Annotated in this window: 16 protein-coding genes; 5 read left to right on the forward strand and 11 right to left on the reverse strand. The window is 66.5% G+C overall.

The annotated features are described in order from the left end of the window. Nucleotides 1–120: 120 nt before the first annotated feature. A complete protein-coding gene (locus tag ACYVF3_RS13455) occupies nucleotides 121–1,362 on the reverse strand; it encodes a CoA transferase (RefSeq protein ID WP_461154572.1) in 1,242 nt (413 codons plus the stop codon). A gap of 285 nt (nucleotides 1,363–1,647) precedes the next feature. Here ACYVF3_RS13455 and ACYVF3_RS13460 point away from each other — a divergent pair, with 285 nt between their 5' ends. Beyond that, the gene (locus ACYVF3_RS13460) at nucleotides 1,648–2,010 is read left to right on the forward strand and encodes a Dabb family protein (protein WP_281459133.1); all 363 of its coding nucleotides are present in this window, start codon (nucleotides 1,648–1,650) and stop codon (nucleotides 2,008–2,010) included. A 111-nt stretch (nucleotides 2,011–2,121) separates the two neighbouring features. Here ACYVF3_RS13460 and ACYVF3_RS13465 read toward each other — a convergent pair whose 3' ends face one another. The 9 genes from ACYVF3_RS13465 to ACYVF3_RS13505 form a co-directional block, all read right to left on the reverse strand. Next, nucleotides 2,122–3,240: an NDMA-dependent alcohol dehydrogenase gene (locus ACYVF3_RS13465; protein ID WP_461154573.1), complete on the reverse strand. Its 1,119-nt coding sequence runs from the start codon at nucleotides 3,238–3,240 to the stop codon at nucleotides 2,122–2,124. An 88-nt stretch (nucleotides 3,241–3,328) separates the two neighbouring features. After that, the gene (locus tag ACYVF3_RS13470; protein ID WP_461154574.1) at nucleotides 3,329–4,219 is read right to left on the reverse strand and encodes an SMP-30/gluconolactonase/LRE family protein; all 891 of its coding nucleotides are present in this window, start codon (nucleotides 4,217–4,219) and stop codon (nucleotides 3,329–3,331) included. Between the two features lie 240 nt (nucleotides 4,220–4,459). Next, nucleotides 4,460–5,275 carry an HpcH/HpaI aldolase/citrate lyase family protein gene (locus tag ACYVF3_RS13475; RefSeq protein WP_461154575.1) on the reverse strand — a complete coding sequence of 272 codons (816 nt, stop codon included), beginning with the start codon at nucleotides 5,273–5,275 and terminating at the stop codon, nucleotides 4,460–4,462. Beyond that, the gene (locus ACYVF3_RS13480) at nucleotides 5,272–6,081 is read right to left on the reverse strand and encodes an HTD2 family dehydratase (RefSeq protein WP_461154576.1); all 810 of its coding nucleotides are present in this window, start codon (nucleotides 6,079–6,081) and stop codon (nucleotides 5,272–5,274) included. The genes ACYVF3_RS13475 and ACYVF3_RS13480 overlap by 4 nt, the downstream gene beginning before the upstream one ends. Nucleotides 6,082–6,184: 103 nt before the next feature. Continuing rightward, a complete protein-coding gene (locus tag ACYVF3_RS13485) occupies nucleotides 6,185–8,377 on the reverse strand; it encodes a (Fe-S)-binding protein (protein WP_461154577.1) in 2,193 nt (730 codons plus the stop codon). A gap of 89 nt (nucleotides 8,378–8,466) precedes the next feature. Beyond that, nucleotides 8,467–9,417 (reverse strand): electron transfer flavoprotein subunit alpha/FixB family protein, encoded by a 951-nt coding sequence (locus ACYVF3_RS13490; protein WP_461154578.1) that lies wholly within the window; start codon nucleotides 9,415–9,417, stop codon nucleotides 8,467–8,469. A 30-nt stretch (nucleotides 9,418–9,447) separates the two neighbouring features. Further along, nucleotides 9,448–10,230 carry an electron transfer flavoprotein subunit beta/FixA family protein gene (locus ACYVF3_RS13495; protein ID WP_461154645.1) on the reverse strand — a complete coding sequence of 261 codons (783 nt, stop codon included), beginning with the start codon at nucleotides 10,228–10,230 and terminating at the stop codon, nucleotides 9,448–9,450. 188 nt (nucleotides 10,231–10,418) lie between these two features. Beyond that, nucleotides 10,419–11,582: an acyl-CoA dehydrogenase family protein gene (locus ACYVF3_RS13500; protein ID WP_461154579.1), complete on the reverse strand. Its 1,164-nt coding sequence runs from the start codon at nucleotides 11,580–11,582 to the stop codon at nucleotides 10,419–10,421. Between the two features lie 46 nt (nucleotides 11,583–11,628). Further along, nucleotides 11,629–12,102: a MaoC family dehydratase gene (locus tag ACYVF3_RS13505; protein ID WP_461154580.1), complete on the reverse strand. Its 474-nt coding sequence runs from the start codon at nucleotides 12,100–12,102 to the stop codon at nucleotides 11,629–11,631. A 305-nt stretch (nucleotides 12,103–12,407) separates the two neighbouring features. Here ACYVF3_RS13505 and ACYVF3_RS13510 point away from each other — a divergent pair, with 305 nt between their 5' ends. The 4 genes from ACYVF3_RS13510 to ACYVF3_RS13525 all read left to right on the forward strand — a co-directional run bounded on the left by ACYVF3_RS13510 (nucleotide 12,408) and on the right by ACYVF3_RS13525 (nucleotide 16,068). Continuing rightward, entirely contained in the window at nucleotides 12,408–13,577 is a 1,170-nt protein-coding gene (locus ACYVF3_RS13510; RefSeq protein WP_461154581.1) for an acyl-CoA dehydrogenase family protein, read from the forward strand. Between the two features lie 28 nt (nucleotides 13,578–13,605). After that, entirely contained in the window at nucleotides 13,606–14,754 is a 1,149-nt protein-coding gene (locus ACYVF3_RS13515) for an acyl-CoA dehydrogenase family protein (protein WP_281456930.1), read from the forward strand. Between the two features lie 26 nt (nucleotides 14,755–14,780). Then, nucleotides 14,781–15,527, forward strand: coding sequence for a 3-oxoacyl-ACP reductase FabG (fabG, locus tag ACYVF3_RS13520; RefSeq protein WP_461154582.1), 747 nt, complete (start codon nucleotides 14,781–14,783; stop codon nucleotides 15,525–15,527). Between the two features lie 109 nt (nucleotides 15,528–15,636). Beyond that, nucleotides 15,637–16,068, forward strand: a complete 432-nt coding sequence (locus tag ACYVF3_RS13525) for a MaoC family dehydratase (protein WP_461154583.1) — start codon at nucleotides 15,637–15,639, stop codon at nucleotides 16,066–16,068. 139 nt (nucleotides 16,069–16,207) lie between these two features. On the opposite strand, the gene ACYVF3_RS13530 is transcribed toward ACYVF3_RS13525, so the two are convergent. Beyond that, nucleotides 16,208–17,095: an HpcH/HpaI aldolase/citrate lyase family protein gene (locus ACYVF3_RS13530; RefSeq protein ID WP_461154584.1), complete on the reverse strand. Its 888-nt coding sequence runs from the start codon at nucleotides 17,093–17,095 to the stop codon at nucleotides 16,208–16,210. Nucleotides 17,096–17,195 lie beyond the last annotated feature (100 nt).

The raw sequence follows: 17,195 nt of genomic DNA on the forward strand, positions 1-17,195 counted from the left end.
GCAGCCCCGGCCGCCCCATCGGCACCACCGCTTCGAAGGCCGTGAGCGACATCGTCGTGAAAAATATATTATGCCTAGGTTTTGCGGCTGGTCAACGTATTCAGGTCAGCCACAGCTTCATCACCGCGGTCCCGCCACCACGCCACGTGAGCGCAGACCGCCGATCTCCGCATCGCTGAGCCGCAGCCGGGTGGCGAGCACCTCGTCTGTCTCCCTCCCCAGATCCGGGGGCACTCCTACCCGGCTGTGCGCACCGTTCCAGCGCAGCGGGGAACGGGCCGTGATCGCCTCCGCGCCGCCAGGCAGGGCAGCATCGGCCAGCACGGCGTGCCGTCCGGCCCGGTGCTCGGCGACGACATCGGTCAAGCCCTGGTACTTGCCCCACAGGACCCGTGCGGAGTCCAGCTCGTCCGCAACTTGCTTGCTGTCGCGCACGGCGAACCACGGTTTGAGGATCGACGCGATCGTCTCCCGGTGCCGGTACCGGTCCGCCTCGTCGGCCCAATCCGCCCCCAACGCCGTCCCCAGTGCGTCGAAGACTTCACCGGTGCCAGTCGCCCTGCACAGCGCCGACCACTGGCCAGGAGTCAACGCCACGACCATCACCCGCTTGCCGTCCGAGCAGGGGAAATCGACGCCGAAGCTGCCGTACACGTGGTTGCCGCACCGTGACCGATCGCTCCCCCGTTCGGCGGCCTCGGACAACCAGCCCAAATTCGCCACACCAGAGAGCGCGACATCGGACAGCGCCAGCTCGACATAAGAACCACGGCCGGTGCGAGAGCGCTCGTACAACGCGGCTAGTACGCCTGTCGACACGGTCAGGCCCGCCACCAAGTCCCATGCGGGCAGCACGTGGTTCACGGGCGTCCCGCCGACCTCCGGACCGGTGATCTCCGGGATGCCGACCTCGGCGTTGACGGTGTAGTCCACAGCCGGACTCCCGTCCGGGTACCCCTGCACCCGCAGGTGGATGAGATCCGATCGGTGCGCGACCAGCGCCTCGTTGGACATCCACCGGCGGCCCACCACGTTGTCCACCAGCACGCCGCGGTTCTCCCCCGGCGCCGTGACCAACGCGATGACGAGCTCACGCCCCTCCTCGGAGCGCATGTCGACGGCGATCGATCGCTTTCCCTTGTTCAGCGACGTCCAGTAGTAGGAGTCCGAATCTGCGGCACCCTCTCCATCGCCCACCAAGGGCCAGCGGCGGTGGTCGCTGCCGCCGCCGATCGGATCGATGCGCACGACGTCCGCACCCAACTGCGCCAGCGTCATCCCACCGGTGGGCCCGGCGACGAAGCTCGCGCACTCGGTGACCTCCAGGCCTGCTAGCGGTTGCGGGGCATCGGTCTCACGCATAGGACGCCTTCCAGTTCATGTTTTTTATATTGTGTTCTCACAACATAGGTCATCCAACCCCACCCCATGAAGAGCCGAGAGCCGACCAATCCTGCCGAAGTGGGCAGCTCCAAGTTTCGACGAGGGACGCCGGCCCTGCATGGAGTGCGAGTGGAGGAGCATGGGAACGCGGCGCTTCTCGCCCACCACGCTGCGCGTGGTGGGCGACTTGAGCACTATACGATATTAAATATACTCCTCCGGCCGCCTCTGCGAACCACCCGGAAGCAGCCGGGCACCCGCACCGTGAAGCACCGGGTGCACCCACAAGATGGCGAGGTACTGATGACCCTGCAACACGTCGTAGCGTTCCGCTTCGGCAACGAGCCCACAGACGATCAACTCGCCGAGATGCGGGCGGGAATCGAATCGCTCACGACCATCGGCGAAGCGCGCACGATCCGCTTCGGCCCGGATCTCACCGGTCAACGCACCCGCGGCTACTCCCACCTGCTGCTCATGGAATTCGACGATGAGCAGTCCCTGCAGCGCTACCAGAGAGACCCGGTCCACCAGCGCTTCGCAGCCTGGATCGCCGCACACGACGTCACGTTGCTGGTGTTCGACTACCACCTCGACGACCGAACCATCATCTGGCCGAAGGACTGACGCCCCGCAACTGCGCTACCCCACGGGCAGGCACTGCGACGCTGATTCGCCGACTGCCCACCGAATCCGCCAGGATCCGGTGGGCAGCGAACAGCCGGGGTCAGGCGGGCTTCAATCGAAGATGACGACGCCGCGCAAGTTGCGGCCAGCGTTCATGTCGTCGTAGCCCTGCGGGACCTCGTCCAGCGAGTACCGGGCAGTGATCAGCTCGTCCAGCTTGAGCGTCCCGTTCCGGTACATCTCCAGCTGCGCAGGGATGTCAGCGGTCGGCGTGCTGGCGCCGAACAACGATCCCTGGAGGCGCTTCTGGTACAGCGTCAGCTGATGCAAGTTGATGTCCCCGGCGCTGATCACGCTGTCTCCGAGCCCGGTCACCACGACGGTGCCCGCCTTGCGAACCGATTCCAGCCCCTGGCGGATGTGCTCGCTCCGAAGGATGCCCGTCGTCAGGATCGTGGCGTCCGCACCCTGACCGTTGGTCAGCGAGCGGGCGAAGTCCGCAGCCTCCTCGATGTCCGAGTAGGCGTGGGTGGCGCCGAGCTTGAGCGCCGACTCCCTCTTGAAGTCCACCGGGTCCACGGCGATCACGACGTCCGCCCCGGCGTGCGCGGCGCCCTGCACCGCGTTGATGCCGATGCCCCCGATGCCCATCACGATGACGACCTGACCGGGACGAACCTGCGCCGAATTCACCGCCGCACCCCACCCGGTCCCGATCCCGCAGCCGGTGAGGCAGGCTACGTCGAACGAGATGGAGCGGTCAATCTTGATCGCTGACTCGACGTGCACCGTGACGTACTCGCTGAAAACACCGAGGCCGGCGAGTTGGCCGACCGGCTTGCCGTCCATCGAGAGGCGGAACGACGTCGGATCGGTGAACCGCGCACCGGTGCCGATCGACGCGCCGAGCTGGCACAGGTTCTGCATCCCCTTCGCGCAGTAGAAGCACCGGCCGCACACCGGCAAGAAGGAGAAGACGACGTGATCGCCCTCTGCGAAGCCCGTCGTACCCGGCCCGAGAGCATCGACGATCCCAGCGCCCTCGTGTCCGCCGACGAGCGGCAGGATGGGCGCCTGCTGGGTCCCGACGGCGTAGTGGTCGTCGGAGTGGCACATCCCGGCGGCCTTCATCTTCACCCGGATCTCACCCGGCCTGGGGTCATCGAGCTCGACCTCCGTCGCCTCGTAACGCCCGGGTACCTCCTGCAGCACTGCAGCGCGAGTCAGCACGGTCGTCCTCCTTCATCGCCGTGTCCAGCCACTCCCCGGCCGGAACATCCGTTCTGTACTTGTGCGTTCATGACCGGCCCACCCGCGCTCAGCGGAGCGGGATGTCCACGCGAGTCGACAGCACCGCGCTCTCCGGGTTGCCAGCGCGCTTCTCCGGGTCGAAATCCGCCGGCGTGGCACACAGGAAGAGGGTTCTGCCATCCTCGCCGCCCAGGGCGCAGCTGTAGCAGTTGAGATCTCCCGTCGAGACCTCATCGACGATCTCTCCACCGGGCATCACTCGGACCGCGCGGCTCTTGACGAAGTCAGCGACCCAGATCGCGCCGTCGGCGTCGACGTGCGAAATTCCATCCGCAGCGACGCCGAGCTGCCCCATGGCCTTGACCGGATCCTCCTCTGCCGGGACCGGCCCGAAGCTCGCCCAGTCCCTACGCTCCGACAACGAGCCGTCGGACCGGATGTCGAACTCCGAGAGCCGGTTGCCGAACGACTCGGCGACCACGAGCGTGCTGCCGTCGATGATCGTCGCGCCGTTCGGGAAGTGCACCGGGCCCGCGACGACAGAAGGCGTCCCGTCCTGATCGACCCGGATCAACGACCCGGGGCGGCGCGGGGCGAGGGACAGCACGTCGAAGCCCCACGTTCCGACCCATGCGGTCCCGTCCCTACCCACCGTCATGTCGTTGAGGGGGTATTCGGACAGCGGGGAGAGGTCGGCGTGGGTGACGACCGTGCCGTCGTGCTCCCGGCGCACCACCCTGCGATCCCGCATCGACACGGCGAGCAGGCGTCCGTCAGGCAGCCAGCCCAGTCCGGAGGGCTCACCCGGCACCTCGGCCTCGGTCCGCAGCTGCGATCCGTCTTCCCCGACCGAGTACACCCCGTGGGTGTAGATGTCGCTGAACCAGACGCGGCCCTCGTGCCAGCGCACTCCTTCGGTATGCGTCAACCCGTCCGCGAGCACCGTCAAATTGCCCATGACCTGACTCCTTCGCACGACTCCGATGGCGTAGGTCACAGTCTGTCGACACCGTGCCTCGGTGACGTCTGCCAAGGGTCATGAATTCGTGCGACCTTGGTAAGAGATCGGCCCACCAGCGGCAGACTCAGGCGTTTATGCGACGAGCTGGGCCCCTTGCGGCTGCAAGGCGGTGCACCAGCCTCGAACCGCCTTTGCCGTACGAGCAGGAAGAAGTCTGCGGAGCGTCACGTGCGCCGCTCATTGGCCGTCTTTGGTGGCAAGAATGCGGCGGGCCCGTTCGAGGAGAGGTTTGTCGATCATCTGACCGTTGATCTGGGTGACGGAGTCCCCCGCCTCAACGACCCGTTGTGCCCAATCCTGTTCAGCCTCTGTCGGCGCGAAACCGGACTCGACCGATGCCACCTGGGCGGGGTGGATGCACAGCTTCCCGCCGAAACCGAGGCGGCGGGCGTGTGCGACATCGTCCTGCAGCACCGCGGTGTCGGTGATCGACGTCGTCACGCCATCGATGGGTGGGGCGAGGTTCGCGGCTGCGGAGGCAAACACGAGCCTGGAACGCGCGTGGAGAAGCGCCGTGTGGTCGTCGTGCGCGATGCCGAGTTCGCTGGCGAGGTCCGCGTTGCCCAAAGCCACGCGAACCGTTCCAGCGGTAGCGCACACCTCGGTCGCACGCTCAATGCCCAGCGCGGTCTCGACGAGCGGAATCAACACGCACTTTCTGGCCACCCGGCGGCTGATGTCGGAAAGTGCTGGCACGGATTCGGCCTTGGGCACCACGACCGGGCAACCGAGACGAATCACAGCCGCGAGATCCGCCTCGAACCACGGAGTTCCAGGCGGATTGATCCGGACCGCGGCGTCGTTGCCGGCCGCCAGCCACTCCTTGACGTGAGCGCGGGCCTGGCCCTTGTTCTCACCTGCCACCGCATCTTCGAGATCCAGGATGACCACACCGGCGCCCGAGGCGCTCGCCTTGGCGAACCGGTCGGGTCGGTCACCTGGCACGAACAGGAAGCTGCGAGCAAGTGCGATCTGCTTGCGGGACAGGCTCATGCGAACGTCACCTCCGCAGTGGCGTGCCGGTCCTCGCGGTGGGTCGCGGTCCCCAGAGTTGCGGCCGCCTCCGACCGCGTCCCGTAGGCGACCACCTGCTCCAGGGCGAAGACGGGGCTGCGGAACCGAAACGCCAGCGAACTCACACGACGAGGTTCCTCACGGCGCACGAGCTCGAGCATGAGCACCGCCAGCAGCGGGCCATGCACGACCAAGCCGGGATATCCCTCCTCCTGGCGCGCGTACGGCTGGTCGTAGTGAATGCGATGGGCATTGGCCGTCAGAGCGCTGAACCTGAACAGCAGTCGCGGATCAGGCTGGACCGGGAGTCGCCACTCGGCATCCGGCCACGGGGCGCTCGTGGGGTCCACGACCTCAGGGTGGCGGGCGGAACTCCGGCCGGAGCGATAGACGATGTCCTGCTCCTCGATCACCCGAGTACGGCCTTGCTGGCGAATCTCGTTGCGCTGCGTCACGAACAGCAGCTCCCCGGACCGCCCCTGCTTGACGTGCGCGTTCACCAGACTGCTGGTCCGCTCGGCTCGCTCCCCCACCCTGAGGGGCTCGACGAACTGGCAGCGACCTCCGGCGAACATCCGCTGCCGGTCCGGGATCGGCGGCAGGAAGTGCCCGTTCGCGGGGTGTCCGTCCGTTCCGAGCTCGGTCTGGCCCGGCCACTGGAGGAAGTAGAACCAGTGCCACAGCGGAGGAAGCGGATCCCCTGACGACGCCGTGGGTTCGGGCAGGTCCAGCATCGCCGACACCGCCGCCGTTTGCTCGGGCAGCAACGAGTCCTCGTCGGTCACGGGTCCTGGAGTCCAGGACTTCACATGTTCCTCGAGCGTGCTTGCTGGAATCTCCACTTCAAACCTTCCGTTGTCCTGAACCGCGCCTACCGAAACAAGCGGGTCACGTGCTGTCGCCGCGCTTGACGGCGTTGAGCAGGAGTTGGGCGACGTCGACGACCTCGACGGACTCGTTGGCGACCTGCTCGGACTTCCGGGTCGTGACGCCGTCGGAGAGCATCACCTTGCAGAACGGGCAACCGGTGGCGATCTTCGAGGGGGCGGTGCCCAGGGCCTCGTCGACGCGCTCCAGGTTGATCCGCTTGCCGATGCGCTCCTCCATCCACATGCGGGCACCACCGGCGCCGCAGCACATGGAGCGCTCCTCGTGGCGCGGCATCTCTCGGAAGGTCGCGCCCGCGGCGCCGACCAGGTCACGCGGCGGCGTGTAGACCTTGTTGTGCCGTCCCAGGTAGCAGGGGTCGTGGTAGGTCACGTCCTCGGCGACCGGGGCGACCGGGGTCAGGCGCTTCTCCCGCACCAGCTTGTTCAGCAGCTGGGTGTGGTGGACGACCTCGTAGTTGCCGCCGAGCTCGGAGTACTCGTTGGCGAGGCTGTTGAAGCAGTGCGCGCAGGTCGCGACGATCTTGCGCTTGCCCGGCTCGCGGTCCTCGAACACCGAGTTCAGGACCTCGACGTTCTGCTGGGCCATCATCTGGAAGATGAACTCGTTGCCCGCGCGGCGGGCCGGGTCACCGGTGCAGGACTCCTCCGGGCCCAGCACCTTGTACTTCACGCCCGCCATGTGCAGCAGCTCGGCGACGGCCTGGGTGGTCTTCTTCGCGCGGTCCTCGAAGGCACCGGCGCAGCCGACCCAGAACAGGTACTCGTCGTCCTCGGCGAGCTCACCGTCGAAGACCGGGACCTCGAAGTCCAGGTCCTCGGTCCAGGCCAGCCGGTCCTTGGCGTTCTGGCCCCACGGGTTGCCCTTGTTCTCCAGGTTCTTGAACATCCCGCCCAGCTCGGTCGGGAAGTTCGACTCGATCATGACCTGGTAGCGGCGCATGTCGACGATGTGGTCGACGTGCTCGATGTCCACCGGGCACTGCTCCACGCAGGCACCGCAGGAGGTGCAGGACCAGAGGACCTCGGGGTCGATGACGCCCATCTCCTCCGGGCCGCCGACCAGCGGCCGCTCGGCCTCGGCCAGCGCGAGAGCGTCGATCTTGGCCAGCTTCTCCTCGGCGCCGTCACCGGTGATGCCGACCTCGTCGCCGGCCATGTCCTTGCTGCCACCGGCGAGCAGGTACGGGGCCTTGGCGTAGGCGTGGTCGCGCAGCTGCGTGATCAGCATCTTCGGCGACAGCGGCTTGCCGGTGTTCCAGGCCGGGCACTGGGACTGGCAGCGACCGCACTCGGTGCAGGTCGTGAAGTCCAGCCAGCCCTTCCAGGAGAAGTCCTCGACCTTGCCCGCGCCGAACACGTCGGTGTCGGGGTCGGCTTCCTCGAAGTCCAGCGGCTTGCCGCCCGACATCATCGGCTTGACCGCGCCCAGGGCGACGTCGCCGTCGTCCTCGCGCTTGAAGTAGATGTTGAAGAACGCCGAGAACCGGTGCCAGGCCACACCCATCGTGGGGTTCGAGGCGATCACGATGACCCAGATCATCGCAGAGAGGATCTTGAACGTCGCGAACAACGAGATCGCCGCAGTGCTCGCCGGCAGCACGCTGCCCAAGGCGTAGGTCAGCGGAGCCGACCACACCGGCGCCTCGAACAAGCCAGCAGCCTGTTTGAAGGCACGCAGCCCGATGATCCCGAAACCCTCCAGCACCACCACGGCCTCGACGAAGTACGCCTGCCAGAAGTTCGAACCCTGGAACCGCGACACGCGACCCGCCCGCCGCGGATGCTCCCGCTGCCGCACACCGATCAACCAGAAGCCACCGAGCACCGTGCCGACACCCAGCAGCTCCACGACCAGGTTCCACGGACCGAACCAGCTCAGCACCGGCGTCTCGAACGCCGGCCAGAACACCTCGAAGTACGCCTCCAGAACGCTGAGGCTCAAGCCACCGAACCCGACCATCACCAACCAGTGCGCCACGCCCACGTGGCCCCATTTCAGCATCCGCGTGTGCCCGAGGATCTCCTTGAGCATGGTGCCGAACCTGGCCCCGAACGGCCCCGACCTTCCAGGAGCGGGCTGACCTAAACGGATCGACGAGATCATCCGCCAGACGGTCCGGAACGCCATCGCCACCGCCACGGCGGTCACGGCCAGGCAGATCAGCCCCAGGACGAGCTGCAGAGCACCCATGCTCACGGTCCTTCACTGAGTGGTTCGAGATTCCGGCGTGCCTGTGCCCACCCACGAAACGCAGGCACGCCGAGAACAGGGAGAGGCCTTCAGCTCTTGCGTGTGGTGACCTCGTCGGCCAGCTGCGGCGCGACCTTGAACAGGTCACCCACGACGCCGTAGTCGGCGATCTCGAAGATCGGCGCCTCCGGGTCCTTGTTCACCGCGACGATCGTCTTCGACGTCTGCATGCCCGCCCGGTGCTGGATCGCACCGGAGATGCCCAGCGCGATGTAGAGCTGCGGCGAAACGGTCTTACCGGTCTGACCGACCTGGAACTGGTGCGGGTAGTAACCCGAGTCCACCGCGGCACGCGAGGCACCCACGGCGGCACCCAGCGTGTCGGCCAGCTTCTCCACGACCTCGAACTGCTCGGCCGAACCGACACCACGACCACCGGAGACCACGATGCTGGCCTCGGTGAGCTCCGGGCGGTCGCCGGCCTCGGCCGGCTGCCGACCGGTGATCTTGGCACCGGAGGAGGCCGGAACCTCGACCTGCTCGACCGCCGCGGCACCCGAGGCCTGCTCGGCCTCGATGGAACCGGGCAGCACGGTGATCACCGGGGTGCCCTGGGTGACCTTCGCCTTGGCGTCGTAGGTGCCACCGAACAGCGAGTGCGAAGCAACGCCCTCACCGTCGACGTCCACGACCTCCGACAGCAGACCCGAACCCAGGCGGATCGCCAAACGACCGGCGACCTCCTTGCCGTCCACCGACGCCGGCACCAGCACCGCCGCCGGGCTCGCCGAACCCGCCAGCGCGGCCAGCACGTCGACCTGCGGCGTCACCAAGAACTCCGCGGCCTCGGCGGACTCGGCCGCGTAGACCTTCGCCGCACCGTAGGAGCCCAGCGCCTCGGACAGCTTGCCCGCCGTACCCGGCTCGCCGACCACGACCGCCGACGGCTCACCGATGCGACGCGCGGCGGTCAGCAGCTCGTACGTGACCTTCTTGACCTCGCCGTCCACGTGATCGACGAGGACCAGAACCTCAGCCATGAATTTGCCTCCTCGAAAACCGTGAACGACTCAGAGCAGCTTCTCGCCGGCCAGGAACTCGGCAACGCCAACGCCGCCTTCGCCCTCGTCGGTGACCTTCACACCACCGGACTTCGGCGGCTTCGGAGCGGACTCGACCACCTGGGAGCCGGCATTGGCCAGACCCACCTCGGAGGCGTCGATCCCCGCATCGGCCAGCGACAGCGCGCTCACCGGCTTCTTCTTCGCGGCCATGATGCCCTTGAACGACGGGTACCGCGGCTCGTTGATCTTCTCCGTCACGCTCACCACAGCCGGCAGACCCGACTCGACGGTCAGGATGCCCGCGTCGGTCTCGCGCTCGACCTTCACCGACGAACCGTCGGTCTCGACCTTGCGCGCGAAGGTCAGCTGCGGCCAGCCGAGCACCTCGGCGACCATGGCCGGCACCGCACCGGAGCGACCGTCGGTCGCCTCGTTGCCGGCGATGACCAGGTCGACACCCTCAACGGTGCCGATGACCTTCGCCAGCGCCTTGGCGGTGGCGGGCGCGTCGGTGCCGTGCAGCGCCTCGTCGGCGAGGTGCACCGCCTTGTCCGCGCCCATCGACAGCGCCTTGCGGATGGCATCCGTGGCGCGATCCGGGCCCATGCACACGACGGTCACTTCGCCGCCCTGAGCCTCCTTGATCAACAGCGCCTCCTCCACGGCGCGCTCGTTGATCTCATCCAACACGGCGTCCGCTGCTTCACGGTCCAACGTGTGATCCGCAGCAGACAGCTTCCGTTCGGAATACGTGTCGGGCACCTGCTTCACCAACACAACAACGTTCATTTCCAGTAAATGCCCTTCTAGCAAGATCCTGATCAGGAGCGCCGTGACAGCGCTGCGACGGCTGAGAAACCACTCCGACTGCGCCGATTCCACCGGCCTCGCCCGCAGCACCGCCCACATCAGCCGGAAATGACGCAGCCGACGAGCTCGGCGACAGCAACTGGCCGAAGCTCGTCGGCAGCACGCCGTCAGTACGCCCGGGGAAGCCCCAGCACCTTCGAGGACACGTAGTTGAGGACCATCTCCTGGGAGAACGGCGCATTGCGCAGCAGGCGGACCTCCCGCCACAGCCGCTCCACGTGGTACTCCTTCGCGTAGGCGTACCCACCGTGCGTCGACAGGGCTCGGTCACACGCTTCGAAACCCGCCTCAGCGCCGAGGAACTTGGCCGCGGCCGACTCGGGGCCACAGGGCTGGTCCGCGTCGAACAACTCGGCGGCCTTCATCGCCATCAGCTCGGCGGCTTCCAGTCGGATCCACGAGTCGGCGAGCGGGTGGGCGACCGCCTGGTTCTTCCCGATCGGGCGGTCGAACACGACCCGGTCCCCCGCGTACTTCGTGGCCAGCTCCAGCGCGGCACGACCCAGACCGATGCCCTCCATCCCGACCACGGCGCGCTCGGGGTTCAGGCCGTCGATCAGGTAGTAGAAGCCCTTGTCCACCTCACCGACGACTTCATCATCGCTGACCTCGAGGTTGTCGATGAACAGCTCGTTGGAGTCGATCGACGCCCGTCCCAGCTTCTCGATCTCCCGGACGGTGATCCGCTCACGATTGAGGTCGGTGAAGAACAGGGTCATGCCGTGCAGCGGCTTGTCCTCGCGGCGCGGCGACGTGCGTGCCAGCAGCAAGATCTTGTGGGCGTTCTGGGCATTGGTGATCCACACCTTCTGCCCGTTGACCAACCAGCCACCGTTGATCTTCTCGGCCCTGGTCGTGATCCGGGAAGTGTCCACACCAGCCGTTGGTTCGGTGACGCCGAACGCCATGAGGAGCTCGCCCTTGGCGAGTTTCGGCAGCCACTCCCGCTTCATCTCCTCGGAGCCGTGCTTGAGGATCGGAGCCGGCGGGAACACGTAGAAGTGGACTGCGGAACCGCCGCTCATCCCCGCACCGGAGGCAGCGATCTCCGACATCATGACCGCTGACTCGGTCAGACCGAGGCCGATGCCCCCGTATTCCTCGGGGATCATCGCTCCGAGCCAGCCACCATCGGCGAAGGCTTTCACGAACTCCCAGGGGTATTCGTGCTTGCGGTCCTTCTCCAGCCAGTACTCGTAGTCGAACTTCTGCGCCAGCTCACGGGTCGCCTTGCGCACGACCTCGACGGTGCTCTCTTCGTGCGAAGTCATCTTTCTCCTTATGCTCTGCGCGACTGGGGTCGGCCTGCCTGCGACGTCAGGAGGCCGCTGCGGATTCAGCCGCGGACCGCTTGATCATCAGTCCGGCGCGCAAGGCGTCGCAGACGATCTCGTCGCGCTGATTGATCCCGTAGTGGCGGAAGTGCACGATGCCTGAATCGGTGCGGCTCTTGGATTCGCGCTTGCTCACGATCTCGGTGCGCGCGCGGATCGTGTCGCCGTGGAAGACCGGGTTGGGGAACTTGACCTCGCCGAACCCGAGGTTGCCCAGCGTCGTCCCCTGCGTGGTGTCGGGCACGGTGACACCGGAGACCAGGCCCAGGATGAACAGACTGTTGACCAACCGCTGCCCGTGGATGCTGTTCTTGCTGTACTCGGCGTCGAGGTGCAGCGGCGCCAGGTTCAAGGTCAACGTGCTGAACAGCACGTTGTCAGTCTCGGTGACGGTGCGCCGCGTCGCGTGCTCGATGACGGCACCGGGTTCGAACTCCTCGAAGTAAAGACCGGGCATGGCGGATGTCCTTTGCGTTCGTGTGGAAGTCCGGGTGATGACGGGACCCGCTCCAACGCGGCTCCGCCGACTCCCGGAGGCGCGGCGGGGTCCAGATCGAGCAGTGCAGATACTGAACCTTGCAAACAATATATTATGTTTACCCTAGCGCCGCAGTCCAGTCAACGACAACGCGGAGCCTCATGTCGACCTCAGGCGGCCTCTTCTTGCGCGCGCCCGCCCCAGCAAGCCGCAGCAGTGTGACTCAAGGCACGTTCACGATAAAATATTTTACATTATCGTTGATCCCGTCGATAGTGGCAGGCATGGCAGCAGTCAGTTCTGAGGACTTCGAACCAATCCTGGCTCTGGTGCGCGACTTCGTGCGCTCGAAGGTCGTACCGCGCGAGCAGGAGATCATGGAAGCCGACGCCATCCCCTCCGACCTGCGCAAGCAGGCCGAGGAGATGGGGCTGTTCGGGTACGCGATCCCGCAGGAGTGGGGCGGGCTCGGCCTGGACCTCACGCAGGACGTCGAGCTCGCGTTCGAGTTCGGCTACACCTCATTGGCTCTGCGGTCGATGTTCGGGACCAACAACGGGATCGCCGGCCAGGTCCTGGTCAATTTCGGTACCGACGAGCAGAAGGCCACCTGGCTCGAGCGAATCGCATCCGGCGAGGTGGTGGCCTCCTTCGCACTGACCGAACCGGGCGCCGGATCGAACCCCGCGGGATTGCGCACCAGCGCGGTCCGCGATGGTGACGACTGGGTGATCGAGGGGCAGAAGCGGTTCATCACCAATGCCCCGATCGCCGACCTGTTCGTGGTCTTCGCACGTACGCGGCCGGCCGACGACTCCGGAACAGGGATCGCGGTCTTCCTCGTGCCCGCGAACACTCCCGGTGTCGAAGTGGGAACCAAGGACCAGAAGATGGGTCAAGAAGGCGCTTGGACCGCGGACGTGCACTTCTCCGGTGTGCGGGTGCCCGGCTCAGCGCTGGTGGGCGGCTCCGAAGACGCCGGATACCGCGCTGCCATGACCTCCCTCGCCCGCGGCCGCGTGCACATCGCCGCCCTTGCCGTCGGCAGCGCCCAACGCGCCCTGGACGAATCCGTCGCCTACGCTGCCTCGGCCACCCAAGGTGGCAACGCGATCGGCGAGTTCCAGCTCGTGCAGGCCATGCTCGCCGACCAGCAGACCGGTGTCCTGGCCGGCCGCTCCCTGGTGCGCGAGACCGCGCGCAACTACGTCAGCGGTGCCGACACCCGCATCGGACCGTCGGCCGCCAAGCTCTACTGCACCGAGATGCTCGCCAAGGTCGCCGACCTGGCGGTCCAGGTCCACGGTGGCACCGGGTACATGCGCGAGGTCCCGGTCGAGCGCATCTACCGCGACGCGCGGCTGCTCCGGCTCTACGAAGGCACCAGCGAAATCCAGAGGCTCATCATCGGCGGCGGGCTCGTGCGCAACGCACAGCGACGCGCAGCAGGCTGAACACTCGACAGGCGGAAGTAGGAAACCGATGAGACTCAGTTCCGACGAGCAGCAGATGGTTGCCCTGGTTCGGGAATTCGTCGACGAGCGGGTGCGCCCGCGGGTCCGTGAGTTCGAAGAAGACGACATCTATCCCGCGGAGTTCATCGAGGAGATGAAACAGCTCGGGTTCTTCGGTCTGCTCGCACCCGCTGACAGCGGCGGAGTCGACGTCAGCACCGCTTGCTTCTCGCAGATCACCGAAGAGCTCGCGCGAGGTTGGATGAGCCTGGCCGGTGCGATCGGCGGGCACTCGGTGATCACGTACCTGATCAAGACCTTCGGCACGCCGGAGCAACGCGAGCGCTACCTGCCCAAGATGGCCGACGGAACGATCCGGGCGACCATGGCCCTCACCGAGCCCGGTGGCGGAAGTGACCTGCAGGCGATGCGCACGCACGCCGTACCGGACGGGGACGGCTGGTCGATCACCGGTTCGAAGACGTGGATTTCCAACGCCGCGCACTCCGGTCTGATCGGCCTCCTCTGCATCACCGACAGCACGGCCAAGCCCGCGCACAAGGGCATGAGCGTGCTGCTCGTCGAACCCGGCGACGGGCTCGTCATCTCCAAGAAGTTGTCCAAGCTCGGCTACCGCGGCGTCGAGGCCTGCGAGCTCGTCTTCGACGAGATGCACGTGCCAGGCGACGCAGTGCTCGGCGGCACGGCCCACCAAGGCTGGTCCCAGATGATGCGCGGCCTGGAGGTCGGGCGCATCCAGGTCGCCTCCCGCGCCCTGGGTGTCGGGCAGGCCGCTCTCGACGCCGCCGTCCGCTACTCCCAGGAACGCGAGTCGTTCGGCAAGCCGATCTGGAAGCACCAGTCGGTCGGCAACCAGCTGGCCGACATGGCCACCAAGATGCGCGCCGCCAGGCTGCTCACCCTCGACGCGGCCGAACGCCTCGATGCAGGTGAGCGCTCCGACATGGAGGCCGGAATGGCCAAGCTGTACGCCTCGGAGGCCGCCATGGAAGTGGCGCTCGACGCGATTCGAGTCCACGGCGGGTACGGCTACTCCAAGGAGTACGACGTCGAACGCTACTTCCGCGACGCACCGCTGATGATCGTCGGTGAAGGGACCAACGAGATCCAGCGCAACGTGATCGCCGCACAGCTGATCAACCGGAACAAGATCTGACGGACGACCACAGCAAAGGAACTGACATGGCACAGCCACTGCTCGAGGGCCGCACCGCGGTGATCACCGGAGGCGCGCAGGGCATCGGACTCGCCATCGCACAGCGCTTCACCGCCGAGGGCGCGCGCGTCGTGCTCGCCGACCTCAACGGCGACGCCGCCGAACTCGCCGCACAGCAACTGGGCGGACCCGACGTCGCCAAGGGCATCCGCTGCGACGTCACCGCCGAGCCAGACGTGGACGCTCTTCTCGCGGCCGCTGAAGAGAGCTTCGGCCCGACGGACGTCATGGTCAACAACGCCGGCATCACTCGCGACGCCACGATGCGCACGATGACCGAGGAGCAGTTCGACCAGGTTGTCAACGTCCACCTGAAGGGCACCTGGAACGGCACCCGCAAAGCCTCGGCCCTGATGCGCGAACGCAAGCGCGGCACCATCGTCAACCTCTCCTCGCTGTCCGGCAAGGTCGGAATGGTCGGCCAGACCAACTACTCCGCAGCCAAAGCGGGGATCGTCGGCCTCACCAAGGCCGCGGCCAAGGAGATGGCCCACCACGGCGTCCGGGTCAACGCGATCCAGCCTGGGCTCATCCGCACAGCGATGACCGAGGCGATGCCCCAGAAGGCTTGGGACCAGAAGATGGACGAGATCCCGATGAAGCGAGCCGGCGAGGTCGCCGAGGTCGCCTCCGTCGCGCTCTTCCTCGCCTCCGACCTCTCCTCCTACATGACCGGCACGGTGCTGGAAGTCACCGGCGGCCGCTTCATGTGAGCGCGTGGTGCCCGGACGCAGCAGAACCCGAATCGCGAGGTTCCCGCTCCGGGCACCACGGCCTTCTCAAGCTTGAAAGGGCAACAGCATGACCCGCACCTTCACCTCGATGAACGAGGTCAAAGCCGCGCTCGGTGACGAGCTCGGCCCCACAGCGCCACTGGTGGTCACCCAGGAACGGATCACAGCCTTCGCCGACGCGACCGGTGACCACCAGTGGATCCACGTCGATCCCGAACGAGCCACCGCCGGCCCGTTCGGCACGACCATCGCCCACGGCTACTTGACCCTCTCGCTGCTCCCCCACTTCGGCCAGCAGCTCTTCCACCTCGATTTCGGTACCGCCAGGATCAACTACGGGCTCAACAAGGCCCGGTTCCCTTCTCCGGTCCCCTCGGGATCGACGGTGCGTGCCAAGGCCACGTTCATCGACCTTCAGGAGGGGCCCGCCGGCGCCACCCTGACGACCCGGTATGTCATCGAGCTCGACGGGGCGACCAAACCGGCTTGCGTGGCCGAGTCCTTGGTCCTCCTGTCCTGAACCCGGCTCACCCTCCTGCTGAGTCCGGTCGTTGAACGGCCTGCTTGAGCCTGAACGACCGTTGCTCATCGAAAAGCGGAGATGGGGCGTGAGCACTGTGTGCCTCACGCCCCATCTCCGCTTTTCGATGAGCCCTTGGTTACAACCCGAGCGATTCTGCCAGCTCGATGATGCCCTCAGCCGTCTTCACGTGCGCGATGTCAATGTGCTGCCCCTCGAAGTCGACCGCCGAGCTGCCCTGCTTCTCCGCATCCCGGTAAGCCGCGATCATGCGGCGGTAGAAGTCGACGGTCTCGGGTGAAGGTGTGAAGACCTCGTTGGCGATGGCGACGTGCGACGGGTGGATGCAGACCATGCCCCGGTAGCCCAGGCGACGACCATCCTCGATGAAGCGCCGGCACCCGTCGAGGTCCTTGATGTCCTGCCAGACGCCCGTGACCGGGTGGTGAATGCCCGCGGCTCGGGCCGCGAGGATGATCCGGCTGCGCAGGTACAGAGTCTCCAGGCCTTCCGGAGTGAACTCGAAGCCCAGCTCGCGCCCGACGTCGGCGTTCGGACCGGTCGCGCCCAGCAGGCTCGACACCCGCGGGCTCGCCGCTGCGATCTCCTCGCAGTGCGCCATCGAGACCGCGGTCTCGAAGCTGACGATCAAGCCGATCGATCCCGGTTCCAACCCGTCGCGCTCCTCGATGTGGGAGACGACGGCATCGATCCGCACGATCTCCTCCGAGGTGAACACCTTGGGCAGGAACAAGCCGGCAAGTCCAGGAACCACGACGTTCTCGACATCCGCACCGAACAGTCCGCTGTCGAAGCTGTTCGGCCGCACCCAAACGTCGCTGCCCACACCTGCCTCGTCCAGGCGCTCGATCGTCTCCTGAACGGTCTTGCGCGCCTCTTCCTTGTGCGTGGGCGGCACGGAGTCCTCGAGGTCGAGGATCACCGCGTCCGCCCCGGCGGACACGGCCTTCTCAGCCCAGGTCGGTTTGTGTCCCGGGACGAAGAGCATTGATCGATACGGCTTCAACGGTGGTCCTCCTTGCGTGGAGTACGGCGGGTGTCTCCGCCCGTCGCACGGTGCCGTCTTCTGCCTCGGCCAAAGACGCCAGGTTCTATATATTATATAT

This window comes from Saccharopolyspora tripterygii, assembly GCF_054778355.1.